The organism is Brevundimonas sp. SS2672, assembly GCF_059579685.1.
Map to the genome: position 1 here is coordinate 1020397 of NZ_CM184201.1, position 19709 is coordinate 1040105.

Below are 19709 nucleotides of genomic sequence, written 5' to 3' on the forward strand. Positions count from 1 at the left end.
AATATGTCAAGTTACTTTACTATCTAGGCCGCGGCCGCTTCCGATCCCGCCGCCGGAAGGGCCAGCATCACGCTCTGAGCCACGCACAGGGGCTTCTCCAGGCCTTCGCCCTCGATCACGCAGTCGCTGACGATCTGCCAGCCGCCTGCGCGGGGTTCGACCGCCGCCACCGTCTGGCGCAGACGCAGGCGGACGCCGCTCGGGGCGGGATTGACAAAGCGCACCTTGTTGACGCCGACGTTCAGCACCTTGTCGGCGCCCTCGATACGCAGCAGGTCGTCCTGAAGGCGTGGCAGCAATGACAGCGTCAGGAAGCCATGGGCGATGGGACCGCCCATCTCGCGCGAGGCCCGCTCGACGTCGACGTGGATCCACTGATGGTCGTCCGTGGCGTCGGCGAAGCGGTCGATACGGGCCTGGTCCAGGCTCAACCAGTCGGACACGCCGAGATCGCGCCCCGCCAGAGCGGGCAGGTCGGCGAAGGCGACCGAGACGGGCGCGCTCAAGTCCGCGCCTCGCGCGCGACCTTGTTCGGCCCGGCGAAGCCGAACATCCAGGCGGCGATCTTGCGCATCTGGATCTCTTCGGCGCCCTCGGTGATGCGATAGCGGCGGTGGTGGCGATAGATGTGCTCGAACGGCTTGTGGCGCGAATAGCCCATGCCGCCGTGCACCTGCATGGCCGTGTCGGCGGCTTCGCAGACCAGGCGGTTCGCCCAGTAGTTGCACATGGAGACCCGGTCCGAGAGCCTGGAGGCCACCTCGGGCTTGGACATGCGGTCCATCTCCCACGCCGTCTTGCGGATCAGCAGGCGCAGCATCTCGACCTGGGTGGCCAGTTCGACCAGCGGGAACTGGATCGCCTGATTGACCGCCAGCGGCTTGCCGAAGGGCTTGCGCTCGCGCGCATACTTCACCGCCTCGCGGATGCAGAAATCGGCGGCGCCCAGGGACGAGGCGGCCTGGCGGATGCGGTTCTCGTGGACGAAATGCTGGGCCAGCTCCAGCCCGCCGCCCAGGGGGCCGAACAGGGCGTCGTCGGGAACCCAGACGTCGGTGAAGCTGACGCGCGGGTGGTCGGTCGGCATGTTGAAGGTCCAGAGATACTCCTCGACCTTGACCCCCGGCGCTTCGGCCGGGACCAGGAAGCAACTGATGCCCTTGGCGTCGCCCGCTTCGCCCGAGGTGCGGGCGAAGACCATGACGTGGGTCGCCACGTGCATCCCCGTGGTCCACATCTTCTCGCCGTGGATGCGCCAGCCGGGCTTGCCGTCGCGGGTCTGGGGCTCGGCGACGGTGTCCATGTGGGTGGCGTCGGAGCCATGCTCGGGCTCGGTCAGGCCGAAGCAGACCGAGCGGGTGCTGTCGAGCATCCCGGCGATGAACTCGTCCTTCTGCGCCTGCGTGCCGAAGTCGCGGAACATCAGCACCTGCGGATAGTTGGCGACGATCGAATGCTCGTTCTGCAGGTCGTTGTGCAGGCCCAGGCCCTTGGCGGCGAAATGCTCGCGGATCACGGCCATGGCCAGGTTGGAGCCGTCCTCGCCGCCGAACTCGGCGGGCAGGGCGAAGCGCAGGTGGCCGGCGGCGTCGGCGCGACGCTTGGCCTCGCCCAGCAGGGCCTCCCACTCGTGGCGCGGCAGGCCGCCGTTGTCGAAGTCGGTGCGCGCCCATTCGCGACGGTGGTCGAAGAAGCGCTCATTGTCGTCCTGCGCCTGCAGGGGTGCGATCTCGGCGGCGATGAAGGCGTCCAGTTCCGCCAGGTAGTGGGTGATCTCGGCGGGCAGTTCGAAGTCCATGCGCGCTCCTCCTCATGTCTGCAGGGAGCCTATGTCGGAGCAGGAATAACGTAAAGCAATTTGACAAACATTCGCCGCGGGTATGGAGTTCGAACCAACCTAGGAACGTCAGGAAGGATGAGACCCATGGCCATGCCAGCCACCACCGAGAGCGGACTGCGCTCGTTGCATCACGCGGCGTTCCGCTGCCGCGACGCTGAACAGACACGCTGGTTCTATGAGGACGTTCTGGGACTGAAGGCTTCGGCCGGGATCGTGCTGGACGAGGTGCCGGGGACGCATGAGCCGACGCCCTACATGCACATCTTCTTTGAGATGGGGGACGGCAATTTCGTCGCCTTCTTCGACGCGCCCTCGACCGCCGATCCGTCCTGGTTCAAGCGCAAGGACAGCTTCGACATGCATATCGCCATCCAGGCGCGCGACGAGGCGCACATGCTGGAGATGCAGCAGCGCATCCGCGACCACGGCGTCAGCTGCCTGGGCCCGGTCGAGCATCATTTCGTGCGCTCGGTCTACATGTACGACCCCAACGGCATCCAGGTGGAGATCACCACCCGCACGGCCGACCACGACCGCATCCTGGGCGAGGAGGGCGCCGCCCTGCCGCAGGTGCTGAAGGACTGGACCGCCCAGACCCGCGCCGAAAAGGAGGCCAAGTTCGGCGCCGAGGCCCTGGACCGCCGCGGCAAGCCCCAGTCGGAGCTCAAGGGATGAGCGACGCGTCCGTGAAGAAGAAATACCAGCGCATTCCCTATCTGATTGTCTTTAAGGAACAGGCGACGTTCAAGGATACCTATGGCGGGGCCGAGGGCGCGGTAGCGCTGGAGGCGCATCTGCTGAAGCCGGACACGCCGTCCGACACGGTGGTGATCATGATGCACCCGATCGGCGGCGGCGCCTGGCTGCCGCTTCCGGCGGCCCTGGCCAAGCAGGGCGTCCACGTCATCTATTGCAACAGCCGCTATCGGGGCATCGACAACGCCCTGATCATGGAGAAATGCGCGCTCGATCTGGGCGCCTGCGTCCGCGACGCCAAGGAACGGCTGGGCTATGACAAGGTGATCCTGGGCGGTTGGTCGGGGGGCGGCGCGCTGTCGCTGTTCTATCAGGCCGAGGCCGAGAACCCGACGGTGACCGAGACGCCGGCCGGGGATCCGATCGACCTGACCCAGGCGAATCTGATCCCGGCGGACGGCATCGCCCTTCTGGCCGCGCACCTGTCGCGCAACCTGACCCTGACCGAGTGGATCGACCCCTCGATCAGCGACGAGAGCCGCCCGTTCGACCGCGATCCCGAACTGAACATCTACGACCCGGCCAACCCGAACCAGGCGCCCTATTCGCCTGAGTTCATCGTCCGCTATCGCGAGGCCCAGGTGGCCCGCAACCGCCGCATCACCGCCTGGGTGAAGGCCCAGCTGGCCGATCTGAAGGCGCAAGGGTTGCACAACCACGAGCGCGGCTTCGTGGTGCAGGGCACCATGGCCGACCCGCGTTTCATCGACGAAACGCTGGAGCCCAGCGACCGCCGTCCCAACTACTGCATGTTGGGCGATCCGGTGGTGGTGAACGATGGCCCGGTGGGGCTGGCGCGGTTCTCGACGCTGCGGTCGTGGCTGTCGCAATGGTCCTATGACGACTCCAACGCCGACGGGCTGAAGTGCGCCGCGCGCATCAGCGTGCCCATGCTGGTCATCGAGAACAGCGCTGACGACGCCTGCACCCCCAGCCACGCCGCACGCCTCATGGAAGCGGCCGTCAAGGCGCCGCAGACCCATGCGGTCATCAAGGGCGCCAACCACTACTACTCCGGTCAGCCGGACAAGGCGGCGGAGGGGGCGGCGGTCTTCGTCGACTGGATGAAGGCGACGTTCTGACGTCTGGCGACAATCGGACATGGCGGCGGCCGCTCCTTTCGGGAGCGGCCGTTTTCCTGTCTGGCTCAAGCCCGCTGTCGGCGGAGCGCAAAAGAAAGACCGGAGCGTCGGTCGACGCTCCGGTCAGTGTGCCGCAAGCCTTGCTCAGGCGCCGGACAGGATCAGTAGCGCAGGCCCAGTTGGATCGAGACGACCCGGCCCGGATCGACCACATAGGTCTGGGAGCCCGCCAGGAAGGGGGTGCCGAACGAGTGGGACGCGGTCCATTCGTTCGTCAGGTTCCGGCCGATCAGGGCCAGGGTCCAGCGATCGTCAGCCGACACCAGACCCAGCCGCAGGTCCGCCTTGGCGAACCCCTCCTGATAGGACAGCGGGCTGAGGTTCTCTTCCAGATAGGTTCCGCTGCGACCGCGCACCGTGGCGTCAGCCTGGATCCGCATCCCGTTGTCCAGCGGATGGTCGACGTTCAGTGTCAGGGCGCCCGACCATTTGGGCGCGCGCGGCAGGCGGGTGCCGCCGATGTCCTCGACGCAGTTGGCCGGCGGAGCCACGCCGTTCCGGTAGATGCAGGGCGCCGTCGGATAGGAGTCGTATTTGGCGTCGTTGTAGGCGGCCGAACCCGACAGGCTGATCGACGGGGTGAGGCGCAGCGTGCCCTCCACCTCGAACCCCTTGCTCTTGGCGCTGGCGGCGTTGGAGGTGATGAAGGCGTTGGTCGCGGCGTTGAAGCCCGACACCTGCAGGTCGTCGAACTCGGAGGTGTAGGCCGCCAGGTTCACCGTCGCCCGGCCGTCCAGCAGCGTCAGCTTGGTCCCGATCTCGATGGACTGAGAGGTTTCGCCCTCGAACTGGAACGAGATCCTGCCCGCCCGTCGACTGGGCGCCGACGAAGCCGCCGGCCTTCGAGCCCTTGGCGTAGGAGGCGTAGAACATCATGTCCCGGTCGACCACGTACTGGACCTGCACCGACGGATCGAGCTGACTTTCGCTGCGCTGGCCGTGGAGGGGCGTGTTGACCCAGGTCGGCGGCACGGTGCCGGTCGTGGAACGCGTCTGGTCGGCGGACTTGTCCTCCCAGGTCTGGCGCAGGCCGGCGGTCAGCTTCCAGTGGTCGTTGAAGGCGTAGGTCGCCTGACCGTAGATCGAGTAGCTCTCATTGGTCTGGTTGAACAAACGATCGCTGGCGCCGTCGAACGGCCCCATCAGAACATGGGAGTTCTGATGCATGTCGATCTCGTTCCGGTGGGCGTAGGCGCCCACGATCCAGGTCAGCGGCCCCTCGTTGGACGAGGTCAGGCGCAGTTCCTGGGAGATCTGGTTGAAGTCTTCCTGGAAGACCGTGCGCAACAGCGGCGTGGTGGTGAAGTCGCTGTCGATCTGCTTGTCGTAGTCGAAGGCCGAATAGGCGGTGATGGAGGTCAGGGTCACGCCGTTGGCGAAATCCTTGTTGACCGTCAGCACGGCGTTGAAGCTGTTGGTGTCGTCATAGTCCGGCGCGCCCGGCGTGGTCGCGCGGGTGAAGGATTTGGAGCCGCCGGGGGCGACGGTGCTCATCGGCTGACCGGTCAGCTCCTGACGCGCGCCTTCCAGCTTCAGCCGGAAGGACAGGGTGTCGCTGGCCAGATAGTCGATGACGGCGCGGCCGATCAGATCCTCGCGGCCGGGATTGTGGTCGCCGGTGGTCGTGTTCTCCAGCCACCCTTCGTTGTCGCTGTATTTGCCGGCCAGGCGAACCAGCAGCTTGTCCGTGACGGGGCCGGAGATGATCTGGGTGATCTCGAAGCCGTTGTCGCCCTCGACCGTGCCGGTGATGGTGGTCGCCAGTTCGCGCTCGGCGCGCGGACCGTTTGAGGTGATGTTGATGGCCCCGGCGGCGGTGTTCTTGCCGAACAGGGCGCCCTGGGCGCCGCGCAGCACCTCGACGCTGGCGACGTCCAAGAAGGGGGCGGCGAACTGGCGGCCGCGCCCGGCGTAGGCGCCGTCGACGAACAGGCCGACCGACTGCTCGAAGGCCAGGTTGCCGGGCGAAGAGCCGATACCGCGGATATAGATGGCGTTGTTGCCCGGCGTGGCCTGGATATGCAGGTTCGGCACCGAGCCCGACAGGGATTCCAGGTTGCGCACGTCCTGGCTCGCCAGCTCCTCGCCGCTGGTGACGTTGACCGAGATCGGCACGTCCTGCAGGCGTTCGGTGCGTTTGCGCGCGGTGACTAGGATGTCGGCGACGGTGGTGGCGTCCTGGACGGCGGGCGTATCCGACATCGCTGGACCGCCGGTCTGAGCCCCGGTCTGAGCCCCGGTCTGAGCCATGGCGGCGGTGCTGAGAACCAGGCTGCTCGACGCGAGCAGCATCACATAACGATAGCGCATGCGTATTCCTCCCCATGCGGCTCCGGTCTGAAGTCGGAGCTGTGTTGGCCGTGAGGAGGTGTCGCGATCGCATCGGATCGTGTGCGCCTTCCTCCCTGACTGCGGCTTCTTGCTGAGCTGCTTGTCAAGAAAGTAGACAAACTCGATACGAGTTAATCGTCAAGTTACTTTACTGATTTTTGTTCGCGGCCTGTCGAAAATCCGCCGCGCGTTCGCCCGGCTCGCCCAGGCTGCACAGGATCGGCGCGCCCCAGTCCGAGCCGAAGGCCTCCCGCAGCGCCTTGACCCGCTTGGCGCCGACGCGGCGGCCGAGCTCTTCGGTCAGTTCGGCGACGATCTTCTGCGCGTCCTGGCGCATGGCCTTGCCCATGGGCGTCAACTGGACGATGCGGATGCGGCCGTCGGTCGGATCGTCCGCCATCTCGAAAACGCCCCGCTCGACCAGGGAGTTGATCGTCGAATGCACCGCCTGTCGGGTGAGGCGCAGGCTGCGAGCGATGTCGGCGGGACGGACGACGTTCATCTGAACGTGCATCATCACCATGGATTCAGGCCGCGTCAGATGGGGCCACCCGGCTTCCCGCAGACTCATCTGCAGGCTTTCATCGAACCATTCAAATCCCGCCAGCAGGGGCACGATCAGATAGTCGGAATTCATGATCATCGCTTTCTCCTGATTCCGTCTTATGCCGCTGCTCCGCTTGACCCGCCAAGTGCAAACCGTCGGCGGGGCCTCTGTTTCAGAGCGTGCGGGCGATCAGGATCTTCATGACTTCGGACGCGCCGCCGTGGATGGTGTCGATCCGCGCGTCCTTATACAGCTGGGCGATGGGGTATTCATTCATATAGCCGTAGCCGCCGAACAACTGCAGGCATTTGTTGACGCCCTCCAGTTCGGTTTCGGTGATCCACAGCTTGGCGATGGAGGCGGTGGCGGCGTCCAGTTGGCCCCGGATCAGCTTTTCGGTGCAGGCGTCGATGAAGCTGCGGGCGATCACGGCCTTGGCCTTGATGTCGGCCAGGGTGAACTGGGTGTTCTGGAACTCCATCAGCGGCTTGCCGAAGGCGTGGCGTTCACGCGTGTAGTCGACAGTCAGCTTCAAGGCCCGCTCCAGTATGGCCAGACCCATGGCGGCGATGCCCAGCCGCTCCTGAGGCAGCATCTGCATCAACTGGCCGAAGCCCTTGCCTTCGACCTCGCCGATCAGGTTGGCGGCCGGGACGCGCACATCCTCGAAGAACAGCTCGGAGGTGTCCTGTGCGGCGCGTCCCATCTTGTCCAGGTTGCGGCCGCGCGTGAAGCCGGGACGGTCGCCCTCGACCGCGATCAGAGAAATGCCGCGCGAGCCGTTGTCCGAGGTGCGGCAGACCACCAGGATCAGGTCGGCGGTCTGGCCGTTGGAGATGAAGGTCTTCTGGCCGTTCAGCACCCATTCGTCGCCCTCCAGGCGCGCGCGGGTGCGAATGCCCTGCAGGTCTGACCCCGTGCCCGGCTCGGTCATGGCGATGGCCAGAACGATCTCGCCCGAGACCACGCCCGGCAGCCATTTCTGCTTCTGTTCCTCGCTGCCGAAGGCGATCAGATAGGGGGCGACGATCATGTTGTGCAGCGGCACGCCCCAGCCCTCCATGCCGCGTGCGCCGAACTCCTCGATCAGGACCCGCTCATGGCGGAAGTCAGCGCCCATGCCGCCGTATGCCTCGGGCACGGACAGCCCCAGAAGGCCGAACTCGGCGCCCTTGGTCCACATCTCGCGCTCGACGATCTTGTTCCGGTTCCAGGACTCGATCTTTTCCGGCGGGCATTCGGCGTCGAGAAATTTCGACAGGCCTTCGCGGAACAGGTCGATATCTTCCTGGGTGTAGGCGGAGGGGCCGGCTTGGACGCTCATCGGAGGCTCTCAGACTAGGTAAGGATGGCTGGGCGAGGATGGCCGTCATCCTGTCCCGTCTTGGCGATAAACGTCAATCTATTTGACAAAGATCGACAAGATCGGTCATCCCTTCCGCATGTCCGCATCCCGATCTGAACCTGCGTCCGACCCGGCCGGCTTCGTCCTCGCCCGACTTGAAGCCCTGGCGCCTGTCCTGGCGCCGGGCGGGGCGCGGGTGACGGGTCTGCGTCGCCTGACCGGCGGCGCCAGCCTGGAGACCTGGGCTTTCGACATCGAGGGAAGCGGGGGCGTTCGCCCGTTGATCCTGCGCCGTCGCGGCGGAGGCGGCGAGGCCGAGGTGTTCGAGACGTCCCTGCCGCTGCCCATCGAGGCGGCGCTGTTGCAGGCGGCCGAAAACGCGGGGGCGCCGGTCGCCCGCCTGGTGCGGGGCTGTGCGGCCGAGGATGGGCTGGGGGAGGCCTATGTGGTCGAGCGGGTGGCGGGCGAGACCCTGGGCCGCCGCATCGCCGTCGACCCGGCCTTTGCGCGGGCCCGCGAGACCCTGGGCCGTCAGTGCGGTCAGGCCCTGGCCCGGATTCACGCCATCGATCCGTCCGTGCTGCCCCCGCTGGAGTCGCAGGACGCGCGCGCCGTGCTGGACCGCTACGCCGACATCTATCGACGGAACAGCGGCCCGCGTCCGGTCATGGAGGCGGCGCTGAAGTGGATGGAGGCGCGCCTGCCCGCATCGATCACGCCGCGCCTGGTCCATGGCGACTTCCGCAACGGCAATCTGATGGTGGACCCCGCGACGGGCCTGGCCGCCGTTCTGGACTGGGAGTTGGCCCATCTGGGCGACCCGGCCGAGGACCTGGGCTGGCTGTGCGTCAACAGCTGGAGGTTCGGCGTGACCGATCGCGTCGTCGGCGGCTTCGCCGATCTTGAGACCCTGCTGGACGCCTATGAAGCGGCGGGAGGCGAACGGCCGTCGATCGAGCGGGTGCGATTCTGGCAGGCGGTCGGCACGTTCAAATGGGCGGTGGTGACGATGATGATGTACCGCACCTTCGCCACGGGCGCCTCGCGCTCGGTCGAGCGCGCCGTGATCGGGCGCCGACTCAGCGAATGCGAGGTCGATCTTCTGGCTTTGATGGAGGCGTCGCGATGATCGAGGGACCGCGCAAGGACGAACTGGTCGAGGCGGCGATCGCCTGGCTGGAGGACGCCTCGGCTCCGGTCGAGGGCTTTCACCGCAAGGTGGCGGCCAACGCCCTGGGCATCGTCCGTCGAGAGCTGATGCAATGGCCCGCCGCCGAGGCCGCCGCCGTCGCACGGATGGGCGCCATCCTGGGGCGCGAGGGCGACTATGCGACGTTGAATGTCGCCCTGGCCGAGGCCCTGCGTCAGGGGGTGGTCAGCGCCGAGAACCCGGCGGTCTTCGACCATCTGCGCCGCACGGCGCTGGACACGCTGGCGATCGACCAGCCGCGCTATCGTCATGAGCTGTCGCTGGAGGCTGAGGCATGATCGAACTGGTCGAGGTGTCGGCCCGCGACGGCCTGCAGAACGAAAAGACCATCCTGTCCACCGCCGACAAGGTCGCCCTGATCGACAAGGCGGTCGCGGCGGGGGCGCGGCGGCTGGAGGTCGCCAGCTTCGTCAACCCGAGGCTGGTGCCGCAGATGGCTGACGCCGAGGCGGTGATCGCCGCCCTGCCGAAGCGCGCCGAGGTGCGGACCATCGGCCTGGTGCTCAACGAGCGTGGGGCCGGGCGCGCCCTGGCGACGGCGGTGGACGAGCTCGGGATCGTCGTCGCCGCCTCGGACGCCTTCGGCCTGGCCAACCAGGGGCTGGACGTCGACGCGAGCGTCGCCATGGCCGGACGGGTGATCGAGCAGGCGAGGGTGGTCGGCCGCGACGCCCAGGTCACGATCTCCGTCGCCTTCGGCTGTCCGCTGTCGGGCGCGGTCGATCCGGCGCGGGTCGTGGATATGGCGCGGCGCCTGGCCGCCTTCGGCCCGCTGGAGATCGCCCTGGCCGACACCATCGGCGTCGCTCGCCCGGACGAGGTCTCGCGCCTGGTCGCGGCCGTGGTCGAGGCGGTGCGGCCGCTGCCGGTGCGCGTCCATTTCCACGATACGCGCGGGACGGGCGTGGCCAACGCCGTGGCCGCCGTGGCCGCCGGCGCCGTGACCGTGGACGCCTCCATCGGCGGGACGGGCGGCTGTCCCTTCGCGCCGGGCGCGGCGGGCAATGTCGCCAGCGAGGACGTGGCCTACGCTCTGAACGGACGCATGGCGGTCGACGTCGACGCACTGTGCGCGGCGGCCGTCTGGCTCAACGAGAAATTGGAACGCACGCGGACCAGCGCCATGACGCGCGCCTGGCTGTCCGCAAGGGAGAAGACCGCATGACCACCCTGACCCATGAAGGCCGCGTGGCCCTGATCACCGGGGCCTCCTCGGGCCTGGGCGCCGAGTTCGCCCGGCTGCTGTCGCGCGGGGGCGCCAGGGTGGTGCTGGCCGCGCGACGGGCCGACCGTCTCGCCGCCCTGGTCGCAGAGATCGAGGCGGCGGGCGGCGAGGCGCTGGCCGTGTCAATGGACGTGTCCGACGAGGCTTCGGTCATCGCCGGCTATGACGCGGCCGAGGCGCGCTTCGGCCTAGTCGACACTGTCATCGCCAACGCCGGAGTCAACGCCGACGGCCCGGCCACGGACCTGTCCATCGAAGAGTTCGACCAGATTCAGGCGGTCAACAATCGCGGCGTCTTCCTGACCGCGCGCGAGGGCGGACGGCGCCTGCTGGCCAGCGGCCGGTCGGATCGGGGGCGCGTGGTGATCCTCGCCTCGATGGGGGGGCTGCACGCCCTGACCGGCCTGGTGGCCTACTGCGCGTCCAAGGCGGCCGCGGTCATGCTGGGGCGCTCCCTGGCCAATGAATGGTCGCGCGCGCGGATCAGCGTCAATGTGGTCTGCCCCGGCTATATGCTGACCGACATCAACGAGGAATGGTTCACCAGCGAGGCGGGCCAGAAGATGATCTCCAAGCTGCCGCGCAAGCGGCTGATGCCGATCGACGCCCTGTCGCCGATGATCGGCTTCCTGACGTCGGACGCGGCGGCCTACACCACCGGCGCGGTGATCAAGATCGACGACGCCCAGCACGTGGATTGATGCAGGCTGAGTTCATGTTGAGTGTGGCGGCCAGTTTAATCTCCGCTCATCCCCGCGGAAGCGGGGACCCAGTGAGAGCGCAGAGCGACAGGCCTCTTCATTGATCGAAGCGCCTTGAAGCCAAAGCGCTGGGTCCCCGCTTCCGCGGGGATGAGCGGGCTTGGGGAAATCCCACCAACAACCCAATGGGAATTCAGCCAAAAAAGGGCCCCCGCGAGGGGGCCAGTGAGGGACTGGAAAAGCCGTCAGGTGAGCATGGAGTTGGGCGGCAGGCCGACCATCGATCGGCCATGAAGTTCAGTCGAAACGTCCATGTCGTAGACGATGTGACTGGCCATGACCTCGATGTCGCGAAGGATGCGCTGCATCGGATTGTCGAGCGCATAGAGGCCCGAACCCGAGGAGTCGCAGCAGGTGCGGACCGCCTCCAGGCACTGGCTGACGGCGTAGGCGATCTGGGCCCTCAGGCGCAGGCGGTGCGGCAGTTGCTCCTCGTCGCTGAAGGCGGAAAGCGTCAGGTTCTCGTTCGCCGCCTGGCGGATCGACAGTTCGGCCGACCGGACCAGAAGGTCGGCGCGGGCCAGGCGCATCTGGGCGGCGGGCTTGTCCACCTGGGTCGACTGGCCGCCCATCTTGGTGTGGACCGTCAGCCGCCGCCGGCTCAGTTCGACCGCCGCGCGGGCCGCGCCGACCGAGGGCAGGGCCGCCGTCACGCACAGCTGCGGCAGCATGGGCGCGCTGTAGAGCGGGTTGTCGTGGATGCGGGAGCCGTTGCCGCGGCCGGTGCGGACCTCGGACACCACGAAGGTGTAGGCCTCAGGCACGAACAGGTCCTCGGCCACGATGTCGTTGGACCCGGTGGCGGCCATGCCGCTCATGAACCAGGTGTCGAGCACCTTCACGTCCTCGGCGCGGGCCAGCACCATGCGCACGACGGGCGGCTTGCCTTCGCCCATGCTTTCCATGGCGTTCAGCATGACCCAGTCGGCGTGCATGACCACGGTGCCGAACTTCCAGCGGCCGCTGATGCGGAAACCGCCATCGACGCGCACCGCCTTGCCCGGAGGGGCGGCGACGCTGGGCGCGATGACATAGGGGGTGCGGCCCCAGACCTCGGCCTGGGTCTGCTCGGGGAACTGGGCGATCAGCCAGTTGTGCTCGGCGGCGAAACTGGCGGTCCAGCCGGTCGAGGGGCAGGCTTCGCAGATCTCGAGCGTAGCGTCGATATAGGCCTGGGGATCGAACTCCAGCCCGCCGAATTTGCGCGGCACATACATGTAGAAATAGCCGGTGGCGCGCAGGGCGTCCCACACCTCGTCCACCGGACGACGCAGGCGTTCCGCCTCTGCCGAAGCGGCGGCGATCATGGGCTTCAGCGCCGCGACCCGCGCGACCAGTTCGGCCGGGGTCAGGGCGGCGACGGCCTCGGGGGCCAGAAAATCTTTGCCGGTGGGAATGCGCCGGTCCGCGAGCTTTTCGCCCGTCATGTTCAATCCTCCCTGTTGGGACGCTCAGGTTCGCTTTGGATGACTATAAATGTCAAGTAAGTTGACTAAAAATCGACATGACGACGTTTTGGGGCTTTGCGGGGGCGTGGCGGACAGCGACACTGACCCCATGAATCGCCCTCTGCTCATGCTCGATCTGGTGCGGACCCTCTACTGGTTCGACGAACAGCTTCAGTCGCGTCTCGACAGGCGGGGCTGGGGGAGATTGGGCCGGTCGCAGTCGCTGATTCTGGTCAACGTCGCCAACGGCGAGACCCGCGCCGCCCGCATGGCCGAGAACCTGGGAGTCTCACGCCAGGCGATGAGCCAGTTCCTGACAGAGATGGTCGACCGCAAACTGCTGGAGCTGGCGCCCGATCCTGACGACAAGCGCGCCCGCATCGTCCGCTTCGCGCCGGAATCCCAGGCCATTCGCGACGACGCGCAGAAGGTCCTGCGAGAACTCGAGAGCGAGCTGGAAGACGCGGTCGGCCAAGGCAATCTGGAGGCGCTGCGCCAAGGTCTGCGCAACTTCCTGGGCGGCTCTGAAGGATCGTCAGAGCGACGGGCGGACATCGCTTAAGTCAAATTTCTTGACAAGATTGGTCTCCCGTCCGATCACCGCATGAAGCCCCGCCAAGGGGGCTGCGGGAGGAACGGTCATGACGGACCACATCTACGGAAGCCGGCGTCGATGAGCGTCGCGGCTGTTTCCAGCGGCGCCTTGGCGGGCCTGAAGATCGTCGAGATGGAAGGCATCGGCCCGGGACCGTTCGCGGGGATGATGCTGGCCGACCATGGGGCGGAGGTGATCCGCATCGCCCGTCCGGGCGTGCGCATCGATCCCTCGGACGTGCTGGCTCGGTCGCGCTCGCGGGTCGAGTTGGACCTGAAATCGGAAGCGGGCAGGGCCGCCGCCCGCGCTCTGATCCGCGACGCCGACGGTTTGATCGAGGGCTATCGCCCCGGCGTCATGGAGCGGCTGGGTCTGGGGCCTGAGGTGCTGCTGGCCGATAATCCCAAGCTGGTTTACGGCCGCATGACCGGCTGGGGCCAGGAGGGGCCGCTGGCTCACGCCGCCGGCCACGACATCAACTACATCGCCATCACCGGCGCCCTGAACGCCTTTGGCCGAAGGGGCGAGAAGCCGACCCCGCCGATCAACATGGTCGGCGACTTCGGCGGCGGCGGCATGATGCTGGCCTTCGGCATGCTGGCGGGCGTCCTGTCGGCCCGGACCAGGGGCAAGGGCCAGGTCATCGACTGCGCCATGACGGACGGCGCCTCCCTGCTGATGGGGATGATCTGGGGCTTTCGCGGCCAGGGAATCTGGAGCGATGAGCGGGGCGCCAACTACCTCGACACCGGCGCGCCCTATTACGACACCTATGAGACCGCAGATGGCGAGTTCATCGCCATCGGCTCGATCGAGCCGCCGTTCTACGCGCGGATGCTGCAGGCGACAGGGCTGTCGGACGATCCCCTGTTCCTGGACCAGAACGAGCCGGACGGGATCGAGACGCGCCGCGCCCGTCTGACCGACATCTTCCGCCGCAAGACCCGCGAGGAATGGCGCGCCCTGATGGAGGGAACGGACGCCTGCTTCGCCCCGGTCCTGTCCTTCGTCGAGGCGCCCGAGCATCCGCACAACAAGGCGCGCGAGGCCTTCATCATCCTGAACGGCGTGGTGCAGCCGGCCCCGGCCCCCGCTTCTCCCTGACGCCTGCGCCGCAGCCGCGCGCGCCCGGCGACGCCTGATCCCTGCACGAGGAACCGACCTGTGAGACAAGCCTATATCTACGACGCCGTGCGCACGCCGCGCGGCCGGGGCAATGCCAAGGGCAGCCTGCACGAAGTGACCGCCATCTCCCTGGCGACCCAGGTGCTGCAGGCCCTGCGCGACCGCAACAATCTCGACACCAGCCTGGTCGACGACGTCATCCTGGGCTGCGTCGCCCCGATCGGCGAACAGGGCGCCAACATCGCCCGCGTCGCCGCCCTCAACGCCGGTCTGGCCCAGACGGTGGCGGGCGTGCAGATGAACCGCTTCTGCGCCTCGGGCCTTGAGGCCGTGAACACGGCGGCGGCCAAGGTCGTCTTCGGCGAGGCCGACGCGGCCATCGGCGGCGGCGTCGAGAGCATGAGCCGGGTCAAGATGGGCTCGGACGGCGGCGCCTGGTCGGCGGACCCGGACGTGGCCTTCACTACCGGCTTTGCGCCCCAGGGCATCGGCGCCGACGCCATCGCCACCCTGGCCGGATTCAGCCGCACCGACGTCGACGCCTTCGCCGCCGAGAGCCAGAAGCGCGCCGCCGCCGCGTGGGCCGCCGGCCGTTTCAAGACCTCCATCGTCCCGGTCAAGCACGCGGGCGTGACGGTGCTGGACCACGACGAATTCATCCGTCCGGACACCACGGTCGAGACGCTGAGCGCCCTGAAGCCCTCGTTCGCGGGTCTGGGCGCGGCGGGCTTCGATTCGGTGATGCGTCAGCGCTATCCCGAGATCGAGGCGATTGACCATGTGCACCATGCGGGCAACTCCTCCGGCATCGTTGACGGAGCCTCCGGCGTCCTGATCGGCACCAAGGAGATGGGCGAGAAGATGGGGCTGAAGCCCCGCGCCCGCATCGTCGGCTCGGCCTCGATCGGTTCGGAGCCGACCATCATGCTGACCGGCCCGGTCGCCGTGACGCAGAAGGCCCTGGCCCGCGCGGGCATGAGCATCGGCGACATCGACTTGTTCGAGCTGAACGAGGCCTTCGCCTCGGTGGTCATGTACTTCATGCAGCAGCTGAAGGTGTCGCACGACAGGATGAATGTGAACGGCGGCGCCATCGCCATGGGCCATCCGCTGGGCGCCACGGGCGGGATGATCCTGGGCACCCTGCTGGACGAGCTGGAGCGTACCGACAAGGCGACCGGCCTCGCCACCCTCTGCGTCGGCGCCGGCATGGGCACCGCCACCATCATCGAGCGCGTCTGATCGCGATCTGACAGTCAGGACAACGACATGAACAACTTCACCGTTTCGGTGGACGCCGACGGCGTCGCCACCTTCCTGTTCGACGTGCCGGGGCGCACGATGAACACCTTCACCGACAGCGCCGTGGCCGACATCGACGCCATCGTCGCCACCATCCGCGACGACGCTTCGATCAAGGGCGCCATCCTGGCCTCGGGCAAGGCGAACGGCTTCTGCGCCGGGGCCGACCTGGGCGAACTGGGCGAGACCGCCGGCGGGCGGGCCGAGGGCGCGGCGCGCGAAGCCGCCCTGCCGGGCACCTCGCGGATGAGCCGGGCGCTGCGGGCCCTGGAGACGGTCGGCAAGCCAGTCGCGGCGGCCATCGAGGGCGTCGCGCTCGGCGGCGGCTTCGAGTTCGCCCTGGCGGCCCACTATCGCGTCGCCTCGACCAGGGCCAAGGTCGGCCTGCCGGAAGTGACCATCGGCCTGCTGCCCGGCGCCGGGGGCACCCAGCGCGTGCCGCGTCTGGCGGGCGTGCCCGCCGCCCTGGACCTGATGCTGACCGGCGCGCCGGTCGACGCGGAGAAGGCCAAGGCCATCGGCATCGTTGACGAAGTGGTCGAGCCGGGTCAGGCCCTGGCCGCCGCCAAGGCCTGGATCATGAATGGCGGCGAAGGCGTCCAGCCCTGGGATCGCAAGGGCTATGTCATGCTGGACGGCCCCTATTCGGACGCCGGTTCGGCGGGCTTCATCCTGACCCCGGCCAAGATCATGGCCAAGAGCTACGGCAACTATCCGGCCCAGAAGAACATCGCCCGCTGCGTCTATGAGGGCTTCAACCTGCCGATGGATTCGGCCCTGCGCGTCGAGGCGCGCCTGTTCCTGGACACCCAGCAGACGCCGCAGGCGCGGGCCATGATCCGTTCGCTGTTCCTGTCGAAACAGGCTCTGGCCAAGGGCGGCGCCCGTCCCGAGGGCGTGCCGACCTATACGGTCAGGAAGGCCGCCGTCCTGGGCGCCGGCATGATGGGGGCGGGCATCGCCTACGCCCAGGCGCGGGTCGGCATCGACACCGTCCTGATCGACGTGGCTCAGGCCGGCGCCGACAAGGGCAAGGCCTATTCCGAGAGCCTGGTCGCCAAGGCCGTGGCCAAGGGCGCCATGTCGCAGGCCGCCGCCGACGAACTGGTCGGCCGCATCACCGCCACCACCGACTATGACGCCATCAAGGGCGCCGACCTGGTGGTCGAGGCCGTGTTCGAGGACCGCGCCCTGAAGGCTGACGTCACCAAGCGCGCCGAGGCCCAGATCGGGGCGGACGCCGTGTTCGCCTCGAACACCTCGACCCTGCCGATCACCGGCCTGTCGGAAGCTGCCGAGCGCCCGGCCAACTTCATCGGCATCCACTTCTTCTCCCCCGTCGACCGGATGGAGCTGGTGGAGATCATCGTCGGCAAGACCACCTCGCAGGAGACGCTGGCCAAGGCGCTGGACTACTGCAAGCAGCTGAAGAAGGTGCCGATCGTCGTCAACGACAGCCGCGGCTTCTTCACCAGCCGGGTGTTCGACACCTATATCCGCGAGGGGCTGGAGATGCTGATCGAGGGGATCGCCCCCGCCATCATCGACAACGTCGGCCGCATGACCGGCATGCCCCGCGGCCCGCTGGAGCTGCTGGACGACGTGGCCATCGATCTGGTGGACCGGGTGGCGGGTCAGCGCCGCATCGACCTGAACCTGCCGGCGCCGGTGGCGGGCGACACCGACAAATTCCTGATCGACATGGTCGCCCAGGAGCGTTGGGGCCGCAAGAACGGCAAGGGCGTCTATGACTATCCGCAAGGCGAGCCCAAGCGGCTGTGGGCCGGTCTGGCGGACATGTATCCGGTCAAGATCAGCGAATCCTCGCCGGAACTGGTCGAGCATCTGAAGCAGCGCCTGCTGTATCGTCAGGCGGTCGAGGCTGCGCGCTGCATGGACGAGAACGTCGTCACCGCCGCCCGCGACGCCGACGTCGGCGCCATCCTGGGCTGGGGCTTCGCGCCCTGGACCGGCGGCCCGATCAGCCTGATCGACAGCACGGGCGTGGCCGAGTTCACCGCCGCCTGCGAGGCTCTGGCGGCGCAATACGGCGAGCGGTTCGCGCCGCCGGCCCTGCTGAAGACCATGGCCGGGAAGGGCGAGCGCTTCTATCCGGCGCCAAAGCCGCTGGCGGCCTGATCGGACGCAGCGCGCGTGAGACGGGGGAAGGGCGGGGCGGAAACGTCCCGCCCCTTTTTCTTCCCTCTCCCGGCGGGAGAGGGCTTGAGCGCACGAGAGCCGAAGGCGATCGTTCTTGCGCGAAAGGGTGAGGGGCTGACGTGTCAGTCGGCGTCAGCCGTCGCGCTACGGCCTTCGGCCGACTTCACCTGCGGAACCCTCACCCTTTCGCCTTAGCCAATCGCTACGCTCTTGGAGGCTTAAGCCCTCTCCCATCGGGAGAGGGGGGTCTCAGGCCAGGTTCAGATCTTTCAGCACCGCTTCGCGCACCGGGTTTTTCTGGATCTTGCCGGCCGCGCTGCGGGGAAGGCGGGTTTCGCTGAAGCTGACGCTCTTGGGCGTCTTGTAGCCGGCGATGCGCTGGCGGCAGAAGGCGGACAACTCCTCGAAGCTGGGCTGGGGGGCGCCGGCCTTGCACACCACCACGGCGTGGACCCGCTCGCCCCAGACCGGGTCGGGGACGCCGATGACGGCGCTTTCCTCGACCGCCGGATGCCAGGACAGGGCGTTCTCGACCTCGATCGAATAGATGTTCTCGGCCCCGGACACGATCATGTCCTTGAGCCGGTCGGTGATGTAGATATAGCCGTCCTCGTCCATCCACCCTGCGTCGCGGGTGTGCAGCCAGCCGTCGCGCATGACTTCGGCGGTTTCCTCGGGGCGGTTCCAGTATCCCATCATGACATTGTCGCCGCGGCCGACGATCTCGCCGATCTGTCCGCGCGGAACCTCGTTTCCGGCCTCGTCGACGATGCGGATTTCAAAGCCCGGCGCGACCTTGCCGCATGAGCGCAGGCGGGGATGGTCGTCGGCGCACTGGTGGTCCTGGGGCGTCAGCACCGTGACGGAGGCCATCTCCGTCTGACCGAAGCCCTGGATGAAGCTGACGTGCGGAAACTTTTCGCGCGCCAGCGCCAGGGTGGCGGCGGGCAGGGAAGAGCCGCCGTAGCCCAGCATCTTCAGCTGCGACAGATCCAGTTGATCCAGCCGGTCATACTTGGCCATGCGGTCGATGACGGCGGGCACGGTGAAGCAATGGGTCACCCCATGCTCGGCGATCGCCTCCAGCATGCTCTCGGCGTTGTAGCTGCGGCGGAAGACGTGGGTCGCGCCCGTCATGGTGGCGAACAGGATGCCGATGTCCGCCAGGTGGAACATCGGCGCGGCGTGAAAATTCACCCCCGTCTCGTCGAAGGGAATCGTCATCAGCAGGTTCGAGGCGATGGCGTGCAGGTTGCCGTGGCTGAGCATCACCCCCTTGGGCAGGCCGGTGGTGCCGCCGGTGTAGAAAACGCCCGCCAGATCCTCGTTGGCGGCCAGATGCTCCTCAGCGGGTTCGGACGCCCGGATCAGCCCCTCGTGCGTCAGGCGTGCGTCGTCCGCCGCGCCGTCCATGGCGATCAGGCGCCCGACCGCGCCCTCGGCCAGAAGCTGTTCGGCGACGGCGGAGAACTCCTCGCCGAAGCACAGAATCTCGACGCCCGCGTCTCTCAGCTGGAAAGCCAATTCCGGCGTGGCCAACCGGGTGTTCAACGGCGTCAGCACGCCCCCGGCCCAGAGCACGGCGAAATAGGTCTCGAAGTAGGAATCGCAGTTGTGCGCCAGGATGGCGACCCGGTCGCCGACCTTCAGACTCGCTTGATCGCGCAGACCTCCCGCCAGACGGGCGACGCGGTCGCCGACCTCGCGCCAGGTGCGGCGACGCTCGCCGTCGATGGTGGCGGTGCGCGTCGCAGCCGTGACGACGGCGCGAACGAGGCCCTGGGTGACTCGCATCGAAAGGGGTGCTCCTGCCGCCTCTGCAGGCGGGAAATATTGTCAAATCTATTGACATCTAATCTCGCCCCGAACCATGTCTGTCAACTCATGTTCAGGCGTTTTTCCGCCGATCTCGCCGCGACTTG

General features: G+C 67.5%; 17 protein-coding genes and 1 pseudogene. 10 read left to right on the top strand and 8 right to left on the bottom strand.

Going from position 1 to position 19709, the window contains the following annotated elements; genetic code table 11:
• Positions 1–23: 23 nt before the first annotated feature.
• Together AC52GN_RS05165 and AC52GN_RS05170 are read right to left on the bottom strand one after the other, a co-directional pair.
• Entirely contained in the window at positions 24–506 is a 483-nt protein-coding gene (locus tag AC52GN_RS05165) for a MaoC family dehydratase (protein WP_312219831.1), read from the bottom strand.
• On the bottom strand, positions 503–1798 hold the full coding sequence (locus tag AC52GN_RS05170; protein ID WP_496528393.1) for an acyl-CoA dehydrogenase family protein: 1296 nt from the start codon (positions 1796–1798) through the stop codon (positions 503–505). Before AC52GN_RS05170 ends, AC52GN_RS05165 begins: the two co-directional genes overlap by 4 nt.
• 126 nt (positions 1799–1924) lie before the next feature.
• On the opposite strand from AC52GN_RS05170, the gene AC52GN_RS05175 reads away from it, so the two are divergent.
• Both AC52GN_RS05175 and AC52GN_RS05180 read left to right on the top strand, forming a co-directional pair.
• On the top strand, positions 1925–2515 hold the full coding sequence (locus tag AC52GN_RS05175) for a VOC family protein (RefSeq protein WP_291781608.1): 591 nt from the start codon (positions 1925–1927) through the stop codon (positions 2513–2515).
• Positions 2512–3678 carry an alpha/beta hydrolase family protein gene (locus tag AC52GN_RS05180; RefSeq protein WP_496528394.1) on the top strand — a complete coding sequence of 389 codons (1167 nt, stop codon included), beginning with the start codon at positions 2512–2514 and terminating at the stop codon, positions 3676–3678. The genes AC52GN_RS05175 and AC52GN_RS05180 overlap by 4 nt, the downstream gene beginning before the upstream one ends.
• A 161-nt stretch (positions 3679–3839) precedes the next feature.
• On the opposite strand, the gene AC52GN_RS05185 is transcribed toward AC52GN_RS05180, so the two are convergent.
• From AC52GN_RS05185 to AC52GN_RS05200, 4 genes and pseudogenes are all read right to left on the bottom strand, one after another.
• On the bottom strand, positions 3840–4457 hold the full coding sequence (locus AC52GN_RS05185; protein ID WP_496528395.1) for a TonB-dependent receptor domain-containing protein: 618 nt from the start codon (positions 4455–4457) through the stop codon (positions 3840–3842).
• A 61-nt stretch (positions 4458–4518) separates the two neighbouring features.
• A pseudogene (locus tag AC52GN_RS05190) lies at positions 4519–6048 on the bottom strand (TonB-dependent receptor); the annotation flags it as partial.
• Positions 6049–6217: 169 nt separating this feature from the next.
• The gene (locus AC52GN_RS05195) at positions 6218–6712 is read right to left on the bottom strand and encodes a MarR family winged helix-turn-helix transcriptional regulator (RefSeq protein WP_291781617.1); all 495 of its coding nucleotides are present in this window, start codon (positions 6710–6712) and stop codon (positions 6218–6220) included.
• Positions 6713–6788: 76 nt separating this feature from the next.
• Entirely contained in the window at positions 6789–7940 is a 1152-nt protein-coding gene (locus AC52GN_RS05200) for an acyl-CoA dehydrogenase family protein (protein ID WP_496528396.1), read from the bottom strand.
• An 82-nt stretch (positions 7941–8022) separates the two neighbouring features.
• Here AC52GN_RS05200 and AC52GN_RS05205 point away from each other — a divergent pair, with 82 nt between their 5' ends.
• Genes AC52GN_RS05205 through AC52GN_RS05220 form a run of 4 tightly spaced genes read left to right on the top strand, consistent with a single transcriptional unit; the run spans position 8023 to position 11097 of the window.
• Positions 8023–9090, top strand: coding sequence for a phosphotransferase family protein (locus AC52GN_RS05205; protein WP_496528397.1), 1068 nt, complete (start codon positions 8023–8025; stop codon positions 9088–9090).
• The gene (locus tag AC52GN_RS05210) at positions 9087–9449 is read left to right on the top strand and encodes a DUF6285 domain-containing protein (protein WP_496528398.1); all 363 of its coding nucleotides are present in this window, start codon (positions 9087–9089) and stop codon (positions 9447–9449) included. Before AC52GN_RS05205 ends, AC52GN_RS05210 begins: the two co-directional genes overlap by 4 nt.
• Positions 9446–10336: a hydroxymethylglutaryl-CoA lyase gene (locus AC52GN_RS05215; protein WP_496528399.1), complete on the top strand. Its 891-nt coding sequence runs from the start codon at positions 9446–9448 to the stop codon at positions 10334–10336. Before AC52GN_RS05210 ends, AC52GN_RS05215 begins: the two co-directional genes overlap by 4 nt.
• Complete coding sequence (locus tag AC52GN_RS05220) at positions 10333–11097, top strand: SDR family NAD(P)-dependent oxidoreductase (RefSeq protein ID WP_496528400.1); 765 nt, start codon at positions 10333–10335, stop codon at positions 11095–11097. Before AC52GN_RS05215 ends, AC52GN_RS05220 begins: the two co-directional genes overlap by 4 nt.
• Positions 11098–11342: 245 nt before the next feature.
• On the opposite strand, the gene AC52GN_RS05225 is transcribed toward AC52GN_RS05220, so the two are convergent.
• Positions 11343–12584, bottom strand: coding sequence for an acyl-CoA dehydrogenase family protein (locus AC52GN_RS05225; protein WP_496528401.1), 1242 nt, complete (start codon positions 12582–12584; stop codon positions 11343–11345).
• A 130-nt stretch (positions 12585–12714) separates the two neighbouring features.
• On the opposite strand from AC52GN_RS05225, the gene AC52GN_RS05230 reads away from it, so the two are divergent.
• The 4 genes from AC52GN_RS05230 (at position 12715) to AC52GN_RS05245 (ending at position 17766) form a co-directional block, all read left to right on the top strand.
• A complete protein-coding gene (locus AC52GN_RS05230; protein ID WP_496528402.1) occupies positions 12715–13167 on the top strand; it encodes a MarR family winged helix-turn-helix transcriptional regulator in 453 nt (150 codons plus the stop codon).
• Positions 13168–13278: 111 nt separating this feature from the next.
• Positions 13279–14304 carry a CaiB/BaiF CoA transferase family protein gene (locus AC52GN_RS05235; protein ID WP_496528403.1) on the top strand — a complete coding sequence of 342 codons (1026 nt, stop codon included), beginning with the start codon at positions 13279–13281 and terminating at the stop codon, positions 14302–14304.
• 60 nt (positions 14305–14364) lie between these two features.
• Positions 14365–15567: an acetyl-CoA C-acetyltransferase gene (locus AC52GN_RS05240; protein ID WP_338575914.1), complete on the top strand. Its 1203-nt coding sequence runs from the start codon at positions 14365–14367 to the stop codon at positions 15565–15567.
• Between the two features lie 27 nt (positions 15568–15594).
• On the top strand, positions 15595–17766 hold the full coding sequence (locus AC52GN_RS05245; RefSeq protein WP_496528404.1) for a 3-hydroxyacyl-CoA dehydrogenase NAD-binding domain-containing protein: 2172 nt from the start codon (positions 15595–15597) through the stop codon (positions 17764–17766).
• Positions 17767–18036: 270 nt separating this feature from the next.
• Here AC52GN_RS05245 and AC52GN_RS05250 read toward each other — a convergent pair whose 3' ends face one another.
• A complete protein-coding gene (locus AC52GN_RS05250) occupies positions 18037–19581 on the bottom strand; it encodes a long-chain-fatty-acid--CoA ligase (RefSeq protein ID WP_496528405.1) in 1545 nt (514 codons plus the stop codon).
• Between the last annotated feature and the right edge of the window lie 128 nt (positions 19582–19709).